The 23,001-nt window shown below is 36.9% G+C and carries 18 protein-coding genes and 1 pseudogene; 7 read left to right on the forward strand and 12 right to left on the reverse strand.

All coding sequences use genetic code 11. The annotated features are described in order from the left end of the window. Positions 1-48: 48 nt before the first annotated feature. From acdA to AC1DTM_RS02405, 5 genes are all read right to left on the reverse strand, one after another. Positions 49-1,188, reverse strand: a complete 1,140-nt coding sequence (gene acdA / locus AC1DTM_RS02385; protein WP_002113071.1) for an acyl-CoA dehydrogenase AcdA — start codon at positions 1,186-1,188, stop codon at positions 49-51. A 22-nt stretch (positions 1,189-1,210) separates the two neighbouring features. Further along, positions 1,211-2,341: an acyl-CoA dehydrogenase gene (locus AC1DTM_RS02390; protein ID WP_256416287.1), complete on the reverse strand. Its 1,131-nt coding sequence runs from the start codon at positions 2,339-2,341 to the stop codon at positions 1,211-1,213. 72 nt (positions 2,342-2,413) lie between these two features. Further along, positions 2,414-3,265, reverse strand: coding sequence for a 3-hydroxybutyryl-CoA dehydrogenase (locus AC1DTM_RS02395; RefSeq protein ID WP_002113074.1), 852 nt, complete (start codon positions 3,263-3,265; stop codon positions 2,414-2,416). Between the two features lie 56 nt (positions 3,266-3,321). Beyond that, complete coding sequence (locus AC1DTM_RS02400) at positions 3,322-4,605, reverse strand: acetyl-CoA C-acetyltransferase (RefSeq protein WP_070129229.1); 1,284 nt, start codon at positions 4,603-4,605, stop codon at positions 3,322-3,324. A gap of 9 nt (positions 4,606-4,614) precedes the next feature. Beyond that, positions 4,615-6,726, reverse strand: coding sequence for a (Fe-S)-binding protein (locus AC1DTM_RS02405; RefSeq protein WP_002198758.1), 2,112 nt, complete (start codon positions 6,724-6,726; stop codon positions 4,615-4,617). A gap of 331 nt (positions 6,727-7,057) precedes the next feature. Between AC1DTM_RS02405 and cls the strand changes: the two genes are divergently transcribed. The 3 genes from cls to AC1DTM_RS02420 all read left to right on the forward strand — a co-directional run bounded on the left by cls (position 7,058) and on the right by AC1DTM_RS02420 (position 12,044). Next, positions 7,058-8,251, forward strand: a complete 1,194-nt coding sequence (cls, locus tag AC1DTM_RS02410; RefSeq protein ID WP_016106726.1) for a cardiolipin synthase — start codon at positions 7,058-7,060, stop codon at positions 8,249-8,251. Between the two features lie 33 nt (positions 8,252-8,284). Next, positions 8,285-9,238 carry a UV DNA damage repair endonuclease UvsE gene (gene uvsE / locus AC1DTM_RS02415; RefSeq protein WP_016106727.1) on the forward strand — a complete coding sequence of 318 codons (954 nt, stop codon included), beginning with the start codon at positions 8,285-8,287 and terminating at the stop codon, positions 9,236-9,238. Between the two features lie 127 nt (positions 9,239-9,365). Beyond that, the gene (locus tag AC1DTM_RS02420; RefSeq protein WP_477000026.1) at positions 9,366-12,044 is read left to right on the forward strand and encodes a DUF4084 domain-containing protein; all 2,679 of its coding nucleotides are present in this window, start codon (positions 9,366-9,368) and stop codon (positions 12,042-12,044) included. A gap of 16 nt (positions 12,045-12,060) precedes the next feature. On the opposite strand, the gene AC1DTM_RS02425 is transcribed toward AC1DTM_RS02420, so the two are convergent. Together AC1DTM_RS02425 and AC1DTM_RS02430 are read right to left on the reverse strand one after the other, a co-directional pair. After that, positions 12,061-12,207, reverse strand: coding sequence for a quorum-sensing peptide PapR (locus tag AC1DTM_RS02425; RefSeq protein WP_033714914.1), 147 nt, complete (start codon positions 12,205-12,207; stop codon positions 12,061-12,063). Between the two features lie 87 nt (positions 12,208-12,294). Then, positions 12,295-13,152 carry a helix-turn-helix domain-containing protein gene (locus tag AC1DTM_RS02430; RefSeq protein ID WP_016106729.1) on the reverse strand — a complete coding sequence of 286 codons (858 nt, stop codon included), beginning with the start codon at positions 13,150-13,152 and terminating at the stop codon, positions 12,295-12,297. 172 nt (positions 13,153-13,324) lie between these two features. Here AC1DTM_RS02430 and AC1DTM_RS02435 point away from each other — a divergent pair, with 172 nt between their 5' ends. Further along, positions 13,325-15,085, forward strand: a complete 1,761-nt coding sequence (locus AC1DTM_RS02435; protein WP_477000027.1) for a M4 family metallopeptidase — start codon at positions 13,325-13,327, stop codon at positions 15,083-15,085. A gap of 38 nt (positions 15,086-15,123) precedes the next feature. Here the strand turns inward: AC1DTM_RS02435 and AC1DTM_RS02440 are convergent, their stop codons facing one another. The 4 genes from AC1DTM_RS02440 to AC1DTM_RS02455 are packed head-to-tail and all read right to left on the reverse strand — an operon-like array spanning position 15,124 to position 18,487. After that, positions 15,124-15,726, reverse strand: a complete 603-nt coding sequence (locus AC1DTM_RS02440; protein ID WP_016106731.1) for a response regulator transcription factor — start codon at positions 15,724-15,726, stop codon at positions 15,124-15,126. After that, on the reverse strand, positions 15,723-16,853 hold the full coding sequence (locus AC1DTM_RS02445) for a sensor histidine kinase (RefSeq protein ID WP_088099729.1): 1,131 nt from the start codon (positions 16,851-16,853) through the stop codon (positions 15,723-15,725). The genes AC1DTM_RS02440 and AC1DTM_RS02445 overlap by 4 nt, the downstream gene beginning before the upstream one ends. Next, positions 16,854-17,588, reverse strand: coding sequence for an ABC transporter permease (locus AC1DTM_RS02450; protein WP_002113090.1), 735 nt, complete (start codon positions 17,586-17,588; stop codon positions 16,854-16,856). Further along, entirely contained in the window at positions 17,585-18,487 is a 903-nt protein-coding gene (locus AC1DTM_RS02455) for an ABC transporter ATP-binding protein (RefSeq protein ID WP_477000028.1), read from the reverse strand. The genes AC1DTM_RS02450 and AC1DTM_RS02455 overlap by 4 nt, the downstream gene beginning before the upstream one ends. Positions 18,488-18,644: 157 nt before the next feature. Here AC1DTM_RS02455 and map point away from each other — a divergent pair, with 157 nt between their 5' ends. From map to AC1DTM_RS02470, 3 genes and pseudogenes are all read left to right on the forward strand, one after another. Beyond that, on the forward strand, positions 18,645-19,439 hold the full coding sequence (map, locus tag AC1DTM_RS02460) for a type I methionyl aminopeptidase (protein WP_088099730.1): 795 nt from the start codon (positions 18,645-18,647) through the stop codon (positions 19,437-19,439). Positions 19,440-19,981: 542 nt separating this feature from the next. Continuing rightward, on the forward strand, positions 19,982-21,379 hold the full coding sequence (locus AC1DTM_RS02465; protein ID WP_088099733.1) for a M28 family metallopeptidase: 1,398 nt from the start codon (positions 19,982-19,984) through the stop codon (positions 21,377-21,379). 376 nt (positions 21,380-21,755) lie between these two features. Then, a pseudogene (locus tag AC1DTM_RS02470) lies at positions 21,756-21,934 on the forward strand (M24 family metallopeptidase); the annotation flags it as partial. A 191-nt stretch (positions 21,935-22,125) separates the two neighbouring features. Here AC1DTM_RS02470 and AC1DTM_RS02475 read toward each other — a convergent pair. Next, positions 22,126-23,001, reverse strand: an 876-nt coding sequence (locus AC1DTM_RS02475; protein WP_477000029.1) for a Cna B-type domain-containing protein, incomplete at its 5' end; no start/stop codon positions are given.

A 23,001-nucleotide genomic window follows, 5' to 3' on the forward strand; every position in this document is an offset into this window, starting at 1 on the left:
ATTATTTTTGGAAGTAAAAAGCGTAGGAAAATACCTACGCTTTCGTTCCTACTTCGTTAACATACGAGAAATTACAAGCCTTTGAATCTCTTGTGTTCCCTCATATATTTGTGTAATCTTTGCATCGCGCATATAACGCTCTACTGGATAATCTTTCGTATAACCATAACCACCAAATACTTGTACTGCTTCAGTCGTTACCTTCATCGCTGTATCACCTGCAAATACTTTTGACATCGCTGACTCTTTCCCGTACGGAAGCCCTTCAGATTCAAGCCAAGCCGCTTGATATGTTAAAAGACGCGCTGCCTCTACATCCGTTGCCATATCTGCAAGTTTAAAGCCAATTCCTTGTTGCGCCGCAATTGGCTTCCCAAACTGATGACGTTCTCTTGCATATTCTACAGAAGCATCTAAAGCGGATTGTGCAATCCCAACCGCTTGCGCCGCAATACCATTACGACCGCCATCTAACGTTTGCATCGCAACTTTAAATCCTTGGCCCTCTTCCCCTAGCAGATTCCTTGCAGGAATACGGCAGTCTTCAAACATAATTTCAGTCGTTGGCGAAGAGCGAATTCCTAACTTACTTTCCTTCTTCCCAACTGAAAACCCTAGCGTATCACTCTCCACAATAAATGCACTTGTGCCGCGCTGCTTCGAATCAGGATCTGTTAATGCAAAAACAACATAAATATCAGCAATGCCGCCATTTGTAATAAAGATTTTCGAACCATTTAAAATGTAATGGTCTCCATCTCGTTTTGCAGTCGTCCTCATTCCACCAGCATCTGATCCAGAGCTTGGTTCTGTTAAGCCATATGCACCAATTTTCTTCCCTTCAGCCATTGGGCGCAAAAACTTTTGTTTTTGCTCTTCCGTTCCAAATTTAAAAATTGGCCATCCAGCAAGTGAAGTATGTGCAGACAACGTTACACCTGTAGAAGCACAGACGCGGGATAATTCTTCAACGGCAATTACATACGCCAAGTAATCGCTTCCAATTCCGCCGTATTCTTCAGGCCACGGAATACCGGTCAAACCAAGCTCTGCCATTTGATCGAATAAAGCGCGATCAAATCGCTCTTCCTCATCACGCTCTGCTGCTGTCGGTGCTACTTCATTCCTTGCAAAATCCCGAACCATTTTCCTTATCATTTCATGTTCTTCTGATAATTTAAAATGCATTCCCGTCTCCCCCTCTGCCTTTTTATAAAGCTCGACTAATTACAAGCTTTTGTATTTCGCTCGTTCCTTCATATATTTGTGTGATCTTCGCATCACGGAAAAATCTTTCTACTGGATAATCTTTCGTATAACCATAACCACCAAATACTTGCACTGCTTCAATCGCAACTTCAACAGCCGTCTTAGAAGCAAATAATTTCGCAATAGAAGCTTCTTTACCGCATGGTAATCCTTGTGCTCTTAGCGATGCCGCTCTGTATACAAGTAATCGCGCTGCTTCTACGCTAGTCGCCATATCTGCAAGTTTGAATCCGATTCCTTGCTGCGCCACAATTGGCTTTCCGAATTGCTCACGCTCTTTCGCATAATCAATCGCACTTGCAAGCGCCGCTTCCGCGATTCCTAATGCCTGCGCTCCGATTCCAATTCGCCCAACATCTAAATTCGCCATTGCCACCTTAAATCCTTGTCCTTCTTCACCAAGCAAATTCTCAGCCGGCACTTTCATATCTTCAAACGTAAGTTGCACTGTACGAGAACCAAGAAGCCCCATCTTATGCTCATCTTTTCCGATGATTAAGCCTGGTGTATCTTTCTCTACTATAAATGCTGAAATCCCGCTTTTCCCCGCCTCTGGATTTGTAGACGCGAAGACGATATATGTACTTGCTTCACCACCATTTGTAATAAAGACTTTCGATCCATTAATGATGTAGTGATCGCCTTTCTTTACAGCTCTTGATTTCAAACTGCCTGCATCTGATCCTGCATTCGGTTCTGTTAGAGCAAATGCGCCTAAATATTCACCAGTCGCCAGTTTAGAAACATACTTCTGCTTCTGTTCTTCTGTTCCGAAATACAAAATCGGATTCATTCCAACTGATGTATGTACAGCTAAAATTACACCGACCGTTGCGCTTACCTTTGAAATTTCTTCAATCGCTAGAATGTAAGAAATAAAATCCATTTCTGCCCCGCCATATTTTGCAGGCGCTGGAATACCCATTAGTCCAAGCTCACCCATCTTTTGCAAAATCTCTTTTGGGAACACCCCTTGTTCCATACTAGGAACAAAGGGAGCTATTTCCTTCTGCGCAAAATCTCGAACCATTTTCCTCATTATTTGTTGCTCTTCAGTAAAGTGAAAATTCATGTACTTCGCCTCCGTTTGCTATATATCTTTTTAATAATTTGGTAAGACCACTACTTTAATAAAGGGAGGAATTTATTCGTAAACGTAGAAACCACGACCCGTTTTACGTCCTAACCATCCTGCATTCACATACTTACGTAATAATGGACATGGGCGATATTTACTATCTCCTAATCCTTCATGCAACACTTCCATAATGTATAAACACGTATCTAAACCGATAAAATCAGCTAATGTAAGTGGTCCCATCGGATGATTCATACCGAGTTTCATTACTTCATCAATCGCTTCTTTCGTCGCTACACCTTCATATAACGTATAGATTGCTTCGTTAATCATCGGTAATAAAATACGGTTCGATACAAACCCTGGGAAATCATTTACTTCAACTGGCACTTTCCCGATTTTTTTCGTAATATCCTCAATCGTTTCGTACACTGCATCATCTGTAGCTAAACCACGAATAATTTCAACGAGTTTCATAACTGGAACTGGATTCATAAAGTGCATGCCGATTACTTTCTCAGGACGTTTCGTTACCGCTGCAATTTCCGTAATTGGTAGAGATGACGTATTCGTCGCTAAAATTGCGTGTTCTGGAGCAATTTCATCTAGATTCGCAAAAATTTTCTTTTTAATATCCATTTTCTCAACAGCTGCTTCAATAATAAGATCCGCTTCTTTGACACTATTTAAATCGAGCGTCCATGTAAGACGATTTAAAGTCGCTTCTTTCTCTTCTTCCTTCATACGACCTTTTTCTACTTGGCGGGCTAAATTTTTCGAAATAACAGCTAGCCCTCTATCTAATTGCTCTTGCTTTAAATCTTGCACTTTCACATCATAGCCTGCCATTGCACACACTTGTGCGATACCTGAACCCATTTGCCCTGCACCAATTACAACTATTTTTTGTACACCCATTCTTTCTTCCCCCTTAATATAAGTTGTTAATAAACCGAAAATTTCCTGAACGTAAATTAATGAACCTCAATCATCACTGCATCACCTTGACCGCCACCGCTACAAATAGAAGCAATTCCAATTCCACCGCCGCGCTGCTTCAGTGCATGGATAAGTGTAACGATAATACGTGCTCCGCTCGCTCCAATTGGATGCCCCATTGCTACAGCACCACCATTTACATTCAATTTTTCCGGATCGATTCCTGCGATTTCTGTACTTGCAATTGCTACCGCCGCAAATGCCTCATTGATTTCAAATAGATCTATGTCTTCAATTGTCTTACCTGTCTTTTTCAGCAATTCATTAATTGCATAACCTGGTGTTCTTGGGAAATCCTTCGATTCTACCGCAATCGCCGTATGCGCCAAAATTGTCGCTAATGGCTTTCTTCCTTCTTGCTTCGCTCTGTCCTCGCTCATTAATACAAGCGCAGCACCGCCATCATTTAGTCCAGGAGCATTACCAGCTGTCACCGACGACGTCTTATCAAAAACAGGCTTTAATTTCGCTAATTTTTCAATCGTTGTATCCGCGCGTGGCGCCTCATCCTTAGCCACGACGATAGGATCGCCTTTTCTTTGCTGAATTGTTACTGGTACAATCTCCTCTTCAAAACGACCTTCCTTATGTGCCGAAACCGCACGTTGATGGCTACGATATGCCCATTCATCTTGTGCTTCGCGGGAGATCCCATCCTCGTTTGCAACTTCTCCGCCATAAACACCCATGTGTATACCTGAAAATGCGCATGTTAAACCGTCTGCAACGTTTAAATCGATAACTTCGTTGTTACCCATTCTGTATCCCCATCTTGCCCCTCGTAAAATGTAAGGGCTGTTACTCATCGATTCCATTCCACCAGCTACAATCAGTGATTGATCACCAGTACGAATAATTTGATCCGCTAACGTAACTGCGCGAAGTCCTGATGCACAAACTTTATTTACTGTTTCTGTCTGCACTTCCCAAGGAATGCCGGCCGCTCTTGCTGCTTGGCGTGATGGAATTTGTCCTTGCCCTCCTTGGATAACCGTTCCAAATATAACTTCTTCAACATCACTAGCGGAAACATTCGCTCTTTCAAGCGCTGCCTTAATTGCGATTCCTCCAAGTTCTGTTGCTTTCACGTCTTTTAAAGTTCCTCCAAATTTTCCAACCGGTGTTCTTGCAGCACTTAAAATAACTGTTTTACTCATGTTTCTTTCCCCCATTTCTTTTTTTAGCACCGAGCGCTCGCTCGGCATTCCTACGCTTAGAAGAGGTGCAATTATTGCACCTCTTTCTAAAGTTGGATGCATGCCTACAAACTACATTGCTTCTTTCTTCTGTCCGATAACTGAGCGTTCTAAAATCTCTGTTACGTCCAGAGTTTGAACTGTTTCTTCAACTTCTTTCGCTTTCGTACCGTCACTAATCATCGTTAAGCAATACGGGCATCCTGTACCGATAATTGACGGCTGCACAGCTAGCGCTTGTTCTGTACGAGCAACGTTAATACGAGAACCTGCCGTTTCTTCCATCCACATTAGGCCACCACCCGCACCACAGCACATTCCCGTTTCACGGTTACGCGCCATTTCTACAAGGTTTACACCTGGAATTGCTTTTAGAATATCGCGCGGTGCTTCGTATACTTCGTTGTATCTTCCTAAGTAACAGGAATCATGATACGTAACTGTCTCTTCAATAGAATGGACAGGTTTTAAACGTCCTTCCTTCACCCACTGAGCTAGTAATTCTGTATGATGATAGACTTCTGCTTGTAAGCCAAAGTCCGGGTACTCATTTTTAAAAGTGTTATAAGCATGAGGGTCAATCGTAACGATTTTCTTCACTCCTGCTTTTTCAAATTCTTCAATATTTTTAGTCGCCATTTCCTGGAATACAAATTCATTTCCAAGGCGGCGCGGTGTATCACCAGAGTTCTTTTCCTTATTACCAAGAATTGCGAATGAAATGCCTGCTTCGTTCATTAGCTTCGCAAATGATATCGCAATCTTCTGACTGCGATTGTCATACGAACCCATTGATCCAACCCAGAATAAGTATTCAAACTCTTCGCCAGCTTTTGATTTCTCCTTTACAGTTGGAACTGTTACTTCATCGTCACCTTGGCGCCATGTTTCACGCTCTTTACGATTCAGTCCCCACGGATTCCCTTGACGCTCAATGTTTGTCATTGCACGCTGCGCTTCCGCGTCCATCTTCCCTTCTGTTAAAACGAGATAGCGGCGTAAATCAATAATTTTGTCAACATGCTCATTCATAACTGGGCACTGGTCCTCACAGTTACGGCACGTTGTACATGCCCAAATCTCTTCTTCTGTAATAACATCTCCGATTAAACTTGGATCGTACGCTAGCGCTGTAGCCGCTGATTCTTGTTGTCCTTTTCCAGCTGCCATCATCGCTAACTGATTTCCTTGTGTATTATTAAAAGCAACAACTGGAACCCACGGTGCTTTTGATGTTACCGCTGCTCCTTTATCAGTTAAATGATCACGAAGTTTTAAAATTAAATCCATCGGTGATAACATTTTCCCTGTTCCTGTTGCCGGACACATATTTGTACAACGACCACATTCGACGCAAGAATATAAGTCGATAAGTTGATTTTGTCTAAAGTCTTCAATTTTACCAACACCGAATGTTTCTTGCGTTTCATCTTCAAAATCGATTTTTTCAAGTTTTCCTGGATTTGAAAGACGACCAAAAAATACGTTAACTGGTCCAGCAATTAAATGCGCATGTTTTGATTGTGGTACATAAACTAAAAACGTTAACAAGATTAATAGATGCACCCACCAAGAGAAATAGAACACTGAAATGGCTACGGTTTCATTTATCCCTGAGAAAACGTAAGCGATTGCAGAAGCGATTGGTTCACTCCACGAAAGCTCTTCGCCATGCCATATAATTCCCATCCCATTACCAAGTAGCACAGAAATCATTAAGCCACCGATAAAGATAAGGACAAGACCTGATTTGAAATTACGTTTTAAACGAACAAGCTTTTCAACATAGCGTCTATGAAAAGCCCAAAAGACTGCAATTAAAATAACAAGTGTGACAATTTCCTGGAAGAATGTAAATGCAGGATATAGTGGTCCAAGTGGAAGATGTGATCCTGGTGCGAGCCCTTTCCAAACGAAGTCAATTGCTCCAAATTGGACAAGAATAAATCCGTAAAAGAACATAACGTGAATGATGCCGCTCTTTTTATCTTTCAGCAGCTTTTTTTGACCGAAAACATTGACCTTAAGGAGATCCCAACGTTCTTTAAAACGACGGTCAAATTCAATCTTTTTTCCTAATTGTATGTAGGCCATCCTCGTTCGTATAAGATATACAAACAAATATCCCGCATAAGCAATAACAGCAATGGCAGCCAGCCAATTAATGATTAGTAAGCTATTCATTTTATGCTACCCCTCTCTTTGTAAGCCCTCTTCCTTTTTTAGAATCTTCGAAAATATATAATTTTCTGAATTGTATCCCCTATTCCCATTATATAATGAGTGAGCATTCAGTCAACAGTTTTTTGTTATACAACAACACATTTTTTAATAAAGCTGTTTATTTCGGTGAAACTATAAAGTGAAACTTTAATCGGCGGGGCTGTTCATACCCAATGATTATTAGCCCACACTAATCGGACTTTTACGGGCAGCCCGCAAATAGCGGGCTAAATTGAACTTTTGATTTGTAAAAAACTGATGGTGAAAAGACCGTGAAGGAGGGAATTTACTTATGTTTTTCTTATCTCTCTTGTTATTAGGTAGCGCTCTCTGGATTACAATCGACCTTTTATACGGGCGAATTGTTCATTTAAAGCGTGTACGTTCTCGTTCTTTCCCTTTACGTCAAAGTGATTTTCGCCTTTATACATACGGAAATGATCTGTACGATGCTCTCTTTACTGATATAAAACAAGCTAAACACCATGTGCACGTTTTATTTTTTATTGTAAAAAACGATGAGATAAGTCGTACGTTTTTAAAGTTACTTATCGATAAAGCACAAGAAGGAATTGAAGTAAGACTTTTACTCGACCGTTTTGGAAGTCATTATTTATCAAAAGAAGTGATTTACTCCCTACAAAAGCATGGTGTCTCTTTTTCATTTTGTCATAAAGTGAAATTTCCTTTTCCTTTCTTTTCTGCAAATCAAAGAAACCATAGAAAAATTACAGTTATTGACGGGAAAATTGGTTATATTGGTGGATTTAATATTGGCGAGGAATATTTAGGGCATAATCAAAAGTTAGGGTTATGGCGAGATTATCATTTACGTCTTACAGGAGAAGGGATACAAGATTTACAAAAACAATTTTTACATGACTGGTTTGATGATACAGACCAAAATTTATTAGATTCATCTCTTTATTTTCCTACGCAACAACCAGGGACCGTCCTACATCGTTTCATCCCTACTGATGGTGCCTATTTACAGAATACATTTTTACATTTAATCGAAAGCGCGAAAACAGAACTCTTTATCGGTACACCATATTTTATTCCTGGAAAAAAAATTATGAACGCATTATTAAAAGCACGAAAACGTGGGGTTCAAATAACTATTCTCGTTCCACAAAAGGCTGATCATGCCCTCGTTCGAGAAGCAAAATTCCCATATTGCCGAAAGTTAATACAAGCTGGTTGTAATATTTACGCTTTTCAGCAAGGGTTTTTTCACGCAAAAATTATTATAGTAGACGATCATATTTGTGATATCGGAACTGCTAATTTTGATATGAGAAGTTTATATAGTAACCATGAAATCAATTGCCTTTTATACGATAAACATTTCATACAAGAAGTAAAAAGCAAATTCGAGGAAGATTTGGGACGCTCCTCATTACTTTCCTTTGAAGATGTCAGCCCTCTCTCCATTATTGATAGAGGAAAGGAATGGATAGGAACGATACTCGCGTTCTTTTTATAGGGAAATTTCAAGAGCTAAAGAGGTGCATCACATATGATAATGCGATTTGGATATGTCTCACATGCTACGGCATTATGGGACTGTTCGCCTGCCAAAACAATGACATTTACAAGCTGGAAAAAACTAAGAAAACAAGAGCGTGAAGATAAATTATATAATGTCACACTGCAAAATCTAGAACACACAATACGCATCCTTCATTACAATATTGCACACGAAATTCCATTATATCGTTTATCATCTTCTATCGTCCCGCTTGCAACACATCCTGAAGTTGAATTTGATTACATTCAACTATTTGCTCCACTATGGCGTAAAATAGGAGCATTAATTCAAGCACACAATTTACGCGTAAGTTTTCATCCCAATCAATTTACACTATTTACAAGCGACAAACCACATATTACAAATAATGCCATTACAGATATGACCTATCATTATAACGTGTTAAATGCTATGGGAATTGCAGATTCTTCCTACATTAATATCCATGTAGGTGGCGCGTATGGAAATAAGGAGAAGGCAATCGAACGTTTTCATGAAAACATACAACAACTTCCTTACCATATAAAAAGACAAATGACTCTTGAAAATGACGATAAAACATATACAACTTCTGAAACTTTGGCTATTTGTCAAAAAGAAAAAATCCCTTTCGTGTTCGATTATCATCATCACATAGCGAACCTTTGTAATGAACCGCTAGAAGAATTACTTCCTATGATATTTAAAACTTGGTCACATACAAATGTCCTTCCTAAAGTTCATATTTCTTCTCCTAGATCTGAAAAAGAATTTAGGGCCCACGCAGATTATATTGATTTAGAGTTTATTAAACCTTTTTTGCACATTACAAAAAAAATTGATCATGATTTCGATATTATGATTGAAAGTAAACAAAAGGATTTAGCACTTCTTCAGTTAATAGATGAAATCGCTTCTATAAGAGGGATAAAAAGAAAAAACGGCGCAACGTTACAATGGTAATTTGTAACACTGCGCTATTTTTTCAAAAAAAGTAATTCTTATAGCAAAAAACATCCCAATTTATATGCTATTATTTAAATTAGCATTTTCCCCCTGCGATTCAACTTTATTGAAACGGAGTCATAATATGATTAATCAAAAAAAATATGTACAATTTGTCATGATGTATATAATTATATTTTCTCTTTGGATATTCCTTATCCCTAGGGATTTAAATATAAAAGAAATTGGAATTCTCTTCTTATTTTGTTTTGCTACACTCTTTTCTTGCTATTGCTTATATAAAGCAATTAAGAAGATGAAGCACGGTGACAAACTATTTTGGGTTCTAGTACTATGCACTTGTATATGTGGATTGGCTATGGAGATAACTTTATTTCTTCATTCACTTTCTATATATGATCAAGTCATATTCTCATATAAGGCATTGCCTTTTTTCATCATACAATATATTTTGCTCTTTTCTGGCTTTGCTATAAAGTTTATAAAACATTACTCTATTAGAGGCCTTGCACAATTTTCATTCGACAGCATCTTTATTGTTATTATGAATATTTATTTTACCTTAACTTTTATTTTGGATCTTTCGAGCTTTCGTATGTTAACAACAGATACGTGGTTTTTAATTGGATACTTTATTGCACAATCATTAGTGATTTACGCTGTTATTAGTCTATATAGAAGAGAACAATATTCTTCTAGTAGAATTTCGTTAATTATCGGCTTTACTATCATACTTGTATACGGATATATACACCTGTTCCAGTTAAACTCAGGAATGAAACCTTCTTCTGAAGTCTCTTACTTAATACATACTGCTTCAATTTTATTAATCGGTTTATCATCCATACTATATATTTTGGATAAACCCATGCAACATGAAACGAAAGCGAAATATTATCGATTCGATTATGTGCGCTTTATATTACCATATTTCAGTATAATCATTACCTTTGCCTTTATTCTTATTCAACCTTGGGATGATAAGTTCATGTTAATCGGTCTCGTATTATCACTCATCTTATTATTCCTACGACAACTTTACATGTGGAAAGATAATCAGGTACTAATCGATACGTACGAACAGTTGACTACACAACTAGAAGGAAAAGTTGAAGAAGGTGCATCTGCGTTATCAAAAAGTGAACAACGTTATACATCTTTATTCGAAGATCATCCTGATGCCGTTTTCTCTTTAAATATGAATGGCATTTTTCAACAATCTAATAAGGCTTGTGAAAGCTTATTTACTGCCTACTATTGTGAAGTCGAAAGCTATTCCCTTCTACACTTTATTGATTTAAAAGACCATGATCTACTAAAGAGAGCTTTACAAATAACTAAAGAAGGTAGACCACAAACTTTAGAGGTTCGTACAAAAGAAAAAGAAGGCTACTACTATTACCTTCACATTACACTCATCCCTACTTTCATAAATAAAGAAGTTGTTGGGATGTTTGGTATAGCACGTGATATTACAACTTTATATGAAAAACAAAAGCAAGTAGAGCATATGGCTTTCCATGATGCACTTACAGGACTACCGAATCGCCGGAAATTCGAAAAAGATTTAAAAACGATTTTAAATACAGCTCAAAACAACACTAATGACGTTGCGGTCATGTTCCTCGACTTAGATCGATTTAAAAAAATTAACGATCGACTCGGCCATGATGTCGGGGATTTATTATTAATTGAAGTAGCAAAAAGATTACGTGGATGTTTGCGTTCAAAAGATATCGTTGCCCGCCAAGGCGGAGATGAATTTACGATTCTATTACCAGATATGTACTCTGAAAAAAGTGCTTCTTTTATAGCTGAACAAATTTTAACTATTTTAAATAAGCCTTACTTTATTAAAGATGAAGAACTTTCTGTTACACCGAGTATCGGAATTGCAATGTACCCTGACTACGGAACCGATGTAACCGAATTAATGAAAAATGCAGATATGGCTATGTATCGAGCAAAGGCAAATGGAAAAAACAGATTCGTTTTCTTCTCAAAAGAAATGAGTATTGCTCAAAATGAAATACACTTCCTAGAAGGTGAGCTTTCAAAAGCACTACAACAAAATGAATTTTTCCTTGAATACCAGCCACAAGTAAACACAAAAACAAAACAAATTATCGGTTTTGAGGCGTTAATTCGTTGGAAACACCCAAAACTCGGAATTGTATCACCTGCCCAATTCATCCCTCTAGCAGAGGAGACAGGGTTTATTATTGAACTTGGTAATTGGATTTTACGTACAGCCTGCTTAGAAGCAAGGAAGTGGCATAACCAAGGATTTTCTCACTTAAAGGTTGGTGTGAATTTATCTGTTGTTCAATTTAACCGTTCAGATTTAATCCCAACTATTTCAAAAGTCTTGGAAGAAACCGAACTAAAACCTGAAGCACTAGATATTGAGATTACGGAAAGTATCGCGATTAATCAAAATCATTCTGTAATTGCTAAACTAGAAGAACTTCAAAATCTCGGTATCCAAATTTCAATTGATGACTTTGGAACTGGTTATAGTTCTTTAGCTTATTTAACGAAATATCCAATCAATACATTAAAAATTGCTCGAGAATTTATTTGTGGAATTACAAATAGCCCTTTAGAAGAAGCGATTATCGCTTCCATTATTACGCTATCAAAAGAATTAAAGTTAGAGGTTATTGCGGAAGGTGTAGAAACAGAAGAACAATGGAAGTTTTTACACGAACAAAACTGTGACCACATTCAAGGATTCCTCTTTAGCAAACCTGTTTCTAGTAAAGATGTTTGGATGTTACTCAACGAAAAAACAACCGTCTAAGTAAGACGGTTGTTTTTTAATATTCAAAAGGTAGATCTGAAGCTAATTGTACCTCTTGATTATTATGAGAAATTACCTGGCTTTTCTCTAAAGCTGTATCTCCTAATGAAATACCCCATGCCATTGCTAACGTTAATAGACTACCAATAAGTAGTTTTTTCATATTCCATCACCCACATTTTTTCTTTTAATATATCATGAAAATTTATCCATACCGTATGCAATTATGCATATCCATTTTTTAGGGTGTTTATCTGTTGATTTTATTTGCGAGCGCTTCTTTATATACATGCATTTCTAATATATCAAAAAAGAAACTTGCTTTCTTATATGCATCTTCAATCTCTGCCCCATCATGCTCTAACTTCTCTAGGCATTCACCTCTTTGATAGTATAGCTGTCCAATTAATGCCATACTATTAATCCGGCACGATATTTCAATCGCTTTATTCACTTGATAAAGTGCTTCTTCATATTGGTTATCTAAGTATAATGCTTTCGCGTGATTATATCTTACCTTCACATCGAATTCTTCATTATTATGCAATGTTTCTACTTGCTTTAATATATCCTCAAATAACTCAATACTCTTCTTAAAATAGCCATTTTCAGCATAAATATTTGCAATCGCATTTTCTATATAAAGATTTTGATACACATCTATTCCCGTTAATTGTTGATTTAGTAGCTTTTTTAACTCTAGAATACAATATTCATAATCAATCTTCTTTAGCACATACGCAGATACATGATATTGCCATTGAAGAAACTGCTGAAACTCAGGATGATACTCTTCCTTTTTCAGCTCATTCCATACTTTATTATAAATCTCTTTATATTTCTTTTGCTTAAGAAGTATAATAATTCGATCTTTAAACTGCTTTTTCCTCTCGATATCGGAATAAATGAGTACCTCATAAAAATGAATAATGGGAACTTGTAACTTCGCTGCGATACCTTGCAATATATCCATACTTGGGTATACCGCGCCCGATTCAATTCTGCTCACTTCCGATTGATGACATACATTATCGGAGAGTTGTTTCTGTGTTAATCCTCTCATTACCCTAATTTTCTTTATTTCGCTTCCTAATTTTTCTGCATGCATACTTACTCACCATCCCATTATAACAATCTAATTTTTTTTAAGTTGTCATACCACTACAATAATGTGAATTCGACAATTTTTGATATGAAATAATGCATAATATATATAAAATTCGGCAAATTCCTCATACAATTCATCTCACATACACAATACAAGATTAGGAGTGTTATAGATGAATTATAGAAAACTTGCTAGTGCTTTCGTTACATTCGGTCTTCTTTGTCCTTTATCAACAGAAGCTATTCACGCTCAAGAATTAGATAAAAATGAAGTGAAAGTTGAAATTGCTCAGCCTGGTTTAACAATCGGAAAATTAACACAACCTCAAAACGATACAAAAGAGAATATTGCTAAAAAGTATTTAAAAGGTGAGGTAAATGGGGCTAAAGCTCAACAAGAGCAAGTTACTACTGAAAAGAATGTCGATTTTCAACCTACAAATACAGAAACAAAAGAAAATCAAACCGAATTACGCCTTGCACAAACATACAAAAACTATAAAGTATATGGTCAAGATCTCATTGTAAAAGTAGATAAAAATGGAGTAATTACAACTGTTAGTGGTAAAGTTGCCCAAAATTTAGACCAACAACTTAATCTTAMTATAACAAATTTTTTGTCGAAAAATGAAGTAAAATCTAAATTACGCAATATACTTCAAATTCCAAGTGATGCGACAGAAACAGAATTTTCTAGCGAAACGGTAGTTTATACGAAAAAAGATGGGCACTATACATACGCAACGGTCCTTACATTTACTTATGAAAACAATGAACAAGTTATAAACGGAAATGCAATCATGGACTTACAAACTGGTGAAGTACTTTTCCAAGAAAAGTTTATTAAAAATAAAGAGAATAAAACTATTAATCAAGTAACAGCACCTAGACTATCACCAGCGAAAGAACAAGGAACTGGGAAAAATGCGCTACAAGAAAATGTATTATTTAATATCGCAAAAGGTACTGACGGAAAATTTTATTTAGCTGATTTATCCCGTGGAAATGGTATTTATATTTATAACGCAGACTATGCTGACTCTCTTGGTGGCAATAGCCAAGCCGGTTATCCAGGGACACTTATTTCAAGTAACACTTCGAACTTTGCAGATAAAGAAGCAGCTGGTGTTATGAAAAACATGAGTAATATTTACGACTATTTTAAGAAAGAACATAATCTAAAAAGTTACGATAATAAAGATTCAAAAGTTGTTGCTAGCGTCCACGGATTTGATTCTACTGAAGTTAGTGATGGTGTAAAAGAAAACTATGTAAATGCGTTTTGGCATCCAGGTTGGAATCAAATGGTCTTTGGTGACGGGCTAAATGGAAAATTAACCTCTGCTCTTGACGTAACAGCCCATGAATTTGGACATGCTGTATTTAGTGGTACGACGAAAAATAAAATTGTGCGATATCCAAGTGCTGAAACATCTGCGCTAAATGAAGGTTTAGCAGATTTTTGGGGTACACAAATAGAATATTACGTAAAGAAAGATAAAGGAAATTGGATTATGGGTGATACGTTAGGTGGTCTAACAATTCGTGACATCCCAGGGGAAATTGGTGACGGCGGCAACAAACTATATACAAACTTACAAGATTTCTATAATGATGGAAATAATCAAGAATCTCATGTGAATTCCGGAATCATTAGCCATGTATTATATCAATTAGCTGAAGGTAAAACGTATAACGGTATACCTGTTCAAAGACAAGGAAATGAAAAAGTAAGTAAAGTTGTTATGCGTGCATTGCAAAACTACGCAACTTCAGCAGAAGATTTTGAATCACTTCAATCTCACATTGTACAAGCTGCAAAAGACTTATATGGTAATACGACAGCAACAGAATTCGAAAGGGCTTTCCAAGCACATGGATATAAAGCACTAGCAAAAATTAATAAAGTAGTAGAAGTACAACAAGGAAAATAAGAAAAAAAGAAGTTTACCGACTATAGGTAAACTTCTTTTTATATCCATCCCTTTTCTTCCGCAATTGTAATTGCCTCAATTCTATTTTTCGCGTCGAGCTTCGTTAACACTTCGGAAATATAATTACGTACTGTACCCGGTGAAAGATAAAGTGTTTTCGCAATTTCATTTGCCGTCTTTCCTTCTTTCGCTAATAGGAGCACTTCTCTTTCACGATCTGATAACGGATTTTGTTCTTGCCATAAGCCAAACATTAACTCTTGAGAAATCTCTCGTTTCCCTTTCATTACGTTACGAATCGCCGAAGCTAAATCCTCACTTGGACTATCTTTTAATAAATATCCGTGCACACCAGCTTTCATTGCACGTTCAAAATAACCTGGTCGTGCAAATGTTGTTAAAATCATTACTTTACAAGATGATTTTTCTTTCTTTAAAATTTCAGCAACATCTAAACCACTTTGGATTGGCATTTCAATATCCATAATACTTATATCGGGCTTTAGCGATTCAATTAATTTTAACGCCTCTTCACCATTTGCAGCTTGCCCAACTACTTCAATATCATCTTCCAGATCAAGCAGGGCTCCTAATGCACCACGAAGCATTCGTTGATCTTCTGCAATAATAATTCGAATCATGCCCTCACCTCATCTTTTCCTGTTCTAATTACAATTGGAACTTTCACCGTTAACAGTGTTCCTGGATTAATCGTATCCAGTTCAACTATTCCATCAATAAGGGAAATCCGCTCCTTCATACCTCGAATACCGTTTCCATCATGACTTTGATTTTCCAAACCGACGCCATTATCTTCTACTTTCAAAATCAACTCACCTTGTGATTCTAGTATAGAAACGGTACATGCCTTTGCCTTACTATGCTTCACGACATTCGTAACAGCTTCACGTAAACACATACCTAAAATATTTTGTTCAATTGGTGATAACGAACTAGAATTAGCCTCCTGCTTTACTTCTAATTCAATATTGGCAGCTTGCAAAATCGCTTTTATTTGCTCAAGTTCTTCTTCCACTGTAATCATACGCATATCAGAAATTAACTCTCGTAGTTGTTTTAAAGCAGTACGAGATGTTTGTGTAATTTCCTTCGCTTCCATACTTGCCCGCTCCGGATTTTTCACAATTAACTTCTCCACGAGCTGACTTTTCAAAGTAATAAGAGATAATGTGTGTCCTAACGTGTCATGAAGATCTCTTGCAATTCGCTGACGTTCTTCACGTTTTACTAAGTCCTTAATTTGTTCATTTGCTTCGTTTAATTGATTTTTCAACATCTTTTTCTGATTAAAATTACGCATTCCAAATGGCGTAAGAAGCATTAAAATAAACATTGGAACTATATTCACTAAACTTGTAGTTGTTAACTGCTTAAAATATACGAATATAAAGGATCCAAGCATTGTAATCAACAGTCCTAACAACACTCGAAATACTTTCTTACTTGGCGCAAAGCCCATCGCACTTGCAGTAAAAAAACCAAAAAATATCATAAAGGCATTATAAAATAAGGCAAATAAAAAGATGAGTACCATTTGAATACATGCCCATAAAATGAACGTCTTATTAACAAAATAAAGTTGACGGTATGTGATAATAAAAAGCACCAACATACCGCTCCCTATCCCAAGTTTCCACCCTGATACCTGCGTTAGATGGTAAATCGGAAATAACAGATATACTAACCACATATACGGGAAGAAACCCATATGTTTCGGAAAAATCTCAATCCTCTTCTTCTCTATCATTTATACCGCTTCCTGTCTTTTTCTTATATATATTGATACTACAACAAATATAAGGAAATAACCTCCTAGTACCGCGATATTTTCCCATCCAATTGATTTTCCAGCTACAATATCCCATGCCCCGCTACCAAAATGATATGTTGGTGTCCATTCTCCAATAGTTCTTAATACTTTTGGGAATACTTCAATTGGCATCCATAATCCGCCAACTACAGCTAAGCTCATATTTAAAATATTAGCCAGGCCAGCAGCTGCATCCGCCTTTTTGATTGAACCTATTACTGTTCCGAGTGCTAAAAATGGTGTCACGCCTAATAATAACCATAATCCGGCACCAATCCATTGACCTACTGTTAACTCGACATTATTAATTAATATTCCTGCCATAAAAATAACTAAGATTGAAAAAGCATTCACTACTGTTTGAGCAATAATCTTTGCTGCTAAATATGCTCCCTCTGGAAGTGGTGTAATTTTTAAAAGATGTGTCCATCCTTGCCCTTTTTCCTGAGAAAGTCTCACACCGAAACTAAAAAGTGCAGTCCCTACAATACTGAAAGTCGCCATTGAAATTAAATAATGAGCTTTCCAAGCATCTCCGTTTTGTGGGACTTGAATAACATTTGTGAAAATATAGTAAAACATAACTGGCATTAATAATGAGAAAAAGATAAATAATTTATTACGGAACGTACGCAAAACCTCTATTTTACATTGCATCCATAGTGCTCTCATGCGATTTCCCCCTTCTGATTTGCGACAAACTGTTCAAATGCTTCGTCGAGACTTCCACGTTCAACTGAAATATCTGTTACAGGTAGGTTCTTTTGATAAATTGCTTGTAACGTGGCATCAGTATCCTCCGTTGTTAAAATAATCCGCCCCTCATTTGACTGTACTCCTGTTACATTCGGCAATTCCTTTAGCAAGCCCATAGGGATACTTTCTTTCGAATAAAACGAAATCGTTTTTCGAGAAATCGTCGCTTTCATTTCATCTGGCGTACCATCTGCGATGATCTTTCCGTTCGCAAATAATAAAATCCGATCCGCTAAAGCATCTGCCTCTTCTAAATAGTGCGTCGTTAAAATAATCGTTTTCCCTTCACTTGCTAACTTTCTAATCGTTTCCCAAAATGTTTTTCGAGACGTAATATCCATTCCAACTGTCGGCTCATCTAAAAATAACAACTCTGGATTTCCTGCAAGTGCCAGTGCAAAATTTAACCTTCTCTTTTGACCACCTGATAACTTTTCACATCTTTGTTTTCGCTCTGATTCTAAATTTGATAACTGAAGTAATGTTTCTTTCGCTACTGGATTCGTATAATAACTACGGAATAACTCAATTGCCTCATCTACCGTGATACTATCAATCACACTTACTTCTTGCAGCATCGCACCAAGGCTATTACGAACATCTCTATGCTTCGGAATCTTTCCAAATATAGAGACATTCCCTTCTGTCGGATCTTTTAACCCGAGCATCATTGAAATTGTCGTTGTTTTCCCCGCACCATTTGGACCGAGTAATGCTACTATTTGCCCTTTATTTACATGAAATGAAACGTTATTTACTGCTTTTTTATGTTTAAATGTTTTAGAAACACCATTTACTTCAATAATCTTTTCCATCTCTCCACCCCCGCTGTTTCTTATATTTACATTGTATGCGCTGGAAAAGTTAGGAAACAGTATGATGCGTCATGACATCCATATGACAATTGTCATGTATTCTTTATGAGAGGAATCAACCCTTATACCGCACGCGAGTAGCAGTACAAAAATAAACATGATACAATCGGATAAGACATATATTCGAGGAAGGACAGTGGTTTTCATGATTATTCGTAATGAACAAGATTTAGAAGGTTTACGAAAAATCGGCCGCATCGTTGCACTTGCACGCGAAGAAATGAAAAAACAAGCGAAGCCAGGTATGACAACGAAAGAGCTTGATTTAATTGGTAAAAAAGTATTAGATGAGCACGGTGCTATTTCAGCGCCTGAAAAAGAATATAAATTCCCAGGTGTAACTTGCATTAGTGTAAACGAAGAAGTTGCTCACGGCATTCCAAGCGATCGCGTATTAAAAGAAGGCGATTTAGTAAACGTAGACGTATCGGCAGCACTTGACGGCTATTATGCAGATACAGGTATCTCATTTGTTCTTGGAGAAGATGAAGAAAAAGAAAAACTTTGCCAAGCTGCAGTAGACTCTTTTTGGGAAGCAATGAAAAAAGTAAAAGCTGGCTCAAAACAAAATCAAATTGGTCGTGCTGTTTCTAACTTTGCACATAAAAGTGGATATAATGTAATCCAAAACTTAACTGGTCACGGCATTGGTCTTAGCTTACACGAAGCCCCAAATCACATCTTAAGCTACTATGATCCAATGGATAATGCACTTCTAAAAGACGGCCTTGTTATCGCTGTAGAACCATTCATCTCTATGAAAGCTGATCATATTATTGAGCGCGGTGATGATGGTTGGACATTCGTTACACCAGATAAAAGCCTTGTTGCACAATGTGAACATACAGTTGTTGTCACTCGTAGCGAGCCAATTATTTTAACTCAACTATAATAAAAAACAGCCGTTTTGTAGATTCCTTCTACTAAAGCGGCTGTTTTTTATTATTTTTAAGTATGTAACATCCATATAAACAGAAAGCTTATACAAATAAAAAGGTGATACATCAAAGTATCACCTTTTTAACGGGGTGAGGCTGTCCAAAAGTACGGAAAACTCTTGAACAGCCTCGTATTTTCATATGGATGCCTTACATATATCACTGATGATAATTATGAAATGCGGAAACATAGTTACCATCACATGATTCAAACAAAACAAAAGAAAAGAAATCCTATAACGGATCTCTTTTCCCTACATAATCTAAAGTTTGGGTACACTAGATTCATGCAATGTAGGAGCCTTCAAAACAGAAAGCGATCCTTCATTTAAAATGATAGCATACATATATCCGCTAAAAATATGCAAATGTGCATATAGCGTTTTTTATTTCTCAACATACATTTATTGAAAATTAAGATATATAAAGGTAAAATAAGGTCGTTATCCGTCTTCTTTTGTCAGTCAGAGAGAATAGAAGAATGGGAGAGGAAAAAATGAGAAAATCACTGAAACAAAAAATAGTAAGCTCCTTGCTTGCTGTATCGCTCGCCGTTAGCTTAGCTCCAATCGGACAAGCAAAAGCTGATTCCACGTCAGAAATTACACAGACTCCACCTATTACAAAACAAGTTGATGCAAACCGCGCCATCGAGCATATCCGTTTCTTATCCGAAACAATCGGTCCCCGTCCAGGTGGTACAAAATCAGAAGAATGGGCTTCTCGCTATATTGGTATGAAGCTTAAGTCAATGGGATATGAAGTAGAGTATCAACCCTTTCAAGTTCCGGATCAATACGTTGGATTTATCGAATCACCATTAGAGGCAAAGCGTAATTGGCAAGCTGGTGCTGCTCCCAATTCACTAATTTCTACAGAAGCTGTTACAGCTCCGCTTATCTTTGTTCAAGGTGGTACAAAATTGGACGATATTCCAAATGAGGTAAACGGAAAAATTGTTTTATTCGAAAGAGGTGCCACAGTAGCAGATTATAATAAACAAGTTGAAAATGCTGTTAGTAAAGGGGCAAAAGGTGTTCTTTTATACAGTTTAATTGGAGGTCGTGGAAACTACGGACAAACCTTTAATCCTCGCTTAACTAAAAAGCAGTCTATCCCTGTCTTTGGTCTTGCTTATGCTCAAGGAAATGCGTTTAAAGAAGAAATCGCTAAAAAGGAGACAACAATTCTTTCCCTAAAAGCGAGACATGAATCTAATTTAACATCCCTAAATGTCATCGCTAAAAAGAAACCAAAAAATAGTACAGGTAATGAAAAAGCTGTCGTTGTAAGTTCACACTATGATAGTGTCGTTGGAGCACCTGGGGCAAATGATAATGCTTCTGGTACAGGATTAGTATTAGAATTAGCTCGTGCTTTTCAAAATGTAGAAACTGATAAAGAAATTCGTTTTATTGCTTTTGGTTCTGAGGAAATCGGCTTACTTGGCTCTGATTATTATGTTAATAGTCTGTCCCAAAAGGAACGCGATCGAATTTTAGGTGTTTTTAACGCAGACATGGTTGCAACGAATTATGATAAAGCAAAGAATTTATATGCAATGACTCCTGATGGCTCGACAAACCTTGTAACAGATGCTGCCTTACAAGCAGGTAAACAATTAAATAATGATCTCGTTCTTCAAGGGAAATTTGGCTCTAGTGATCACGTACCATTTGCTGAAGTGGGTATTCCTTCTGCACTATTTATTTGGATGGGCGTCGATAGTTGGAATCCATTAATCTATCATATCGAAAAGGTATATCACACGCCTCAAGATAACGTATTTGAGAACATTTCACCAGAACGTATGAAAACGGCATTAGAGGTCATTGGAACCGGTGTCTATAATACCCTTCAGCCTGCCGTGAAAACAGGACAAAAAGCTGCTTAATACTATTTCAAGCTACCGATTAATCGGTGGCTTTTTATTAAGGAAAAATAAATATGTATAACAGCATATTTATTACATAGCGTTATTACCAAAAAAACATTAATATATTAATTAAATTAAATTATATTAATTATACGATTTATTGTTTATAATATAAAACGTGATATATTAATGTAGTTGCATTATTGAATGGTATTACCATGTAGAATAATAATAGTAATTACATCTAATAAAGAAGGCTTTCTACTATGAAAAAATTATTCTTGCAGTTGTGTTAGCTTTAACAGTTATTTTAGGAACAAATGCTTTTATTCCTGAAACAAACGCTGATGCAGCTACTCACGAGCAAAGCTTTACAAAATACTATTTCTAAATTAGCCATAAAAATGGCTATGCATTCATCCAAAACTTAACGGAACATGGTCATTGATCTTAAATCACATGAGATACCACACCACATTCTAAGCTTATGATCCAATGGATAATAGACTTATTGAAAGCGGTYTCGTTATTACTTTAGAGCCGCTTATCTCTATGAAAGCTGACCATATTATTCGGCCGCTGATTGAGCCCAACCTGAAATTGTTCTCTTTTTTCTATAAAAAAACCCTTCAGGTTGCATTCTTCCCTTCACTTTATCGTGAAGTGTTTTTGAATACTTACCTAAAGGGCGTAATATCAATAGTAATTTTTTAATTTGTCTGCTACTCAGATTACAGTGTAATCAATAATCTAAATCTTTTTTATTATTTTATTCGCTGACGAGCGAGTAGGATTCCACCTAAAAGGAATAATACAATACCTCCAAGAATTGAACTCATTTCTGCTGATGTTCCTCCTGTGTTAGGAAGTAATGTTGGCTTATCATTTTCTGTAGTAGGTGGAACTTTTGAATCGCTATTTTTGTCTGTATTTGCGTTTGGATCTGTACTTGGATCTTTTGGATCTGTATGGCTTGGATCTTTTGGATCTGTGCTTGGATCTTTCGGATCTGTACTTGGATCTTTTGGATCTACACCTGGTTCGTCCTTGATTTTTGTATTCGTGATGTCATATCCTTTTACTTCGGATTTGTATCCCGCTACTGGTTGTTCTTTCACTTCATACTTGTACGCTACTCCGTTTGCATCATATACTTGTAGTTTTTCAAACGTGTACTTCCAGTTTGTTGCCACGCTTACTTCTTTCGTGTCAATAACTTTTCCATTTTGCAATAAGTCTACTTTGATGGATACTGGACGATCTATTGCGTTGTTATCATCCCAGACTTTCTTACCACTGATTTCTGTTGTTTCTGTATTTTTGTAAGTGTTCGTAATCGTTGTTCCGTCTACTTTTGTTTCATAGTCTTTCACTTTTACTTCACTTACTGTGTACGTGTACGCATTTCCTTGTCCATCGTACTTTGGTAGATCTGTGAAACTGAAAGTCCAGTTACCTTTTTCATCAGCTTTCACTTCTTTTGTTTGGAACTCTGTTGTTCCATTTTGAAGTAATTGAACCGTGATGCTTTCCGGACGTGTCTTGAATTGGTTGTTATAGTCTTCCCAGACTTTCTTGCCACTTAGTTCTGTTTTGTCCGTATTCTTGTAAGTATTCGTAATTGTTGTTCCGTCTACTTT

The sequence above is a fragment of the Bacillus sp. P4_D3 genome (assembly GCF_056401855.1).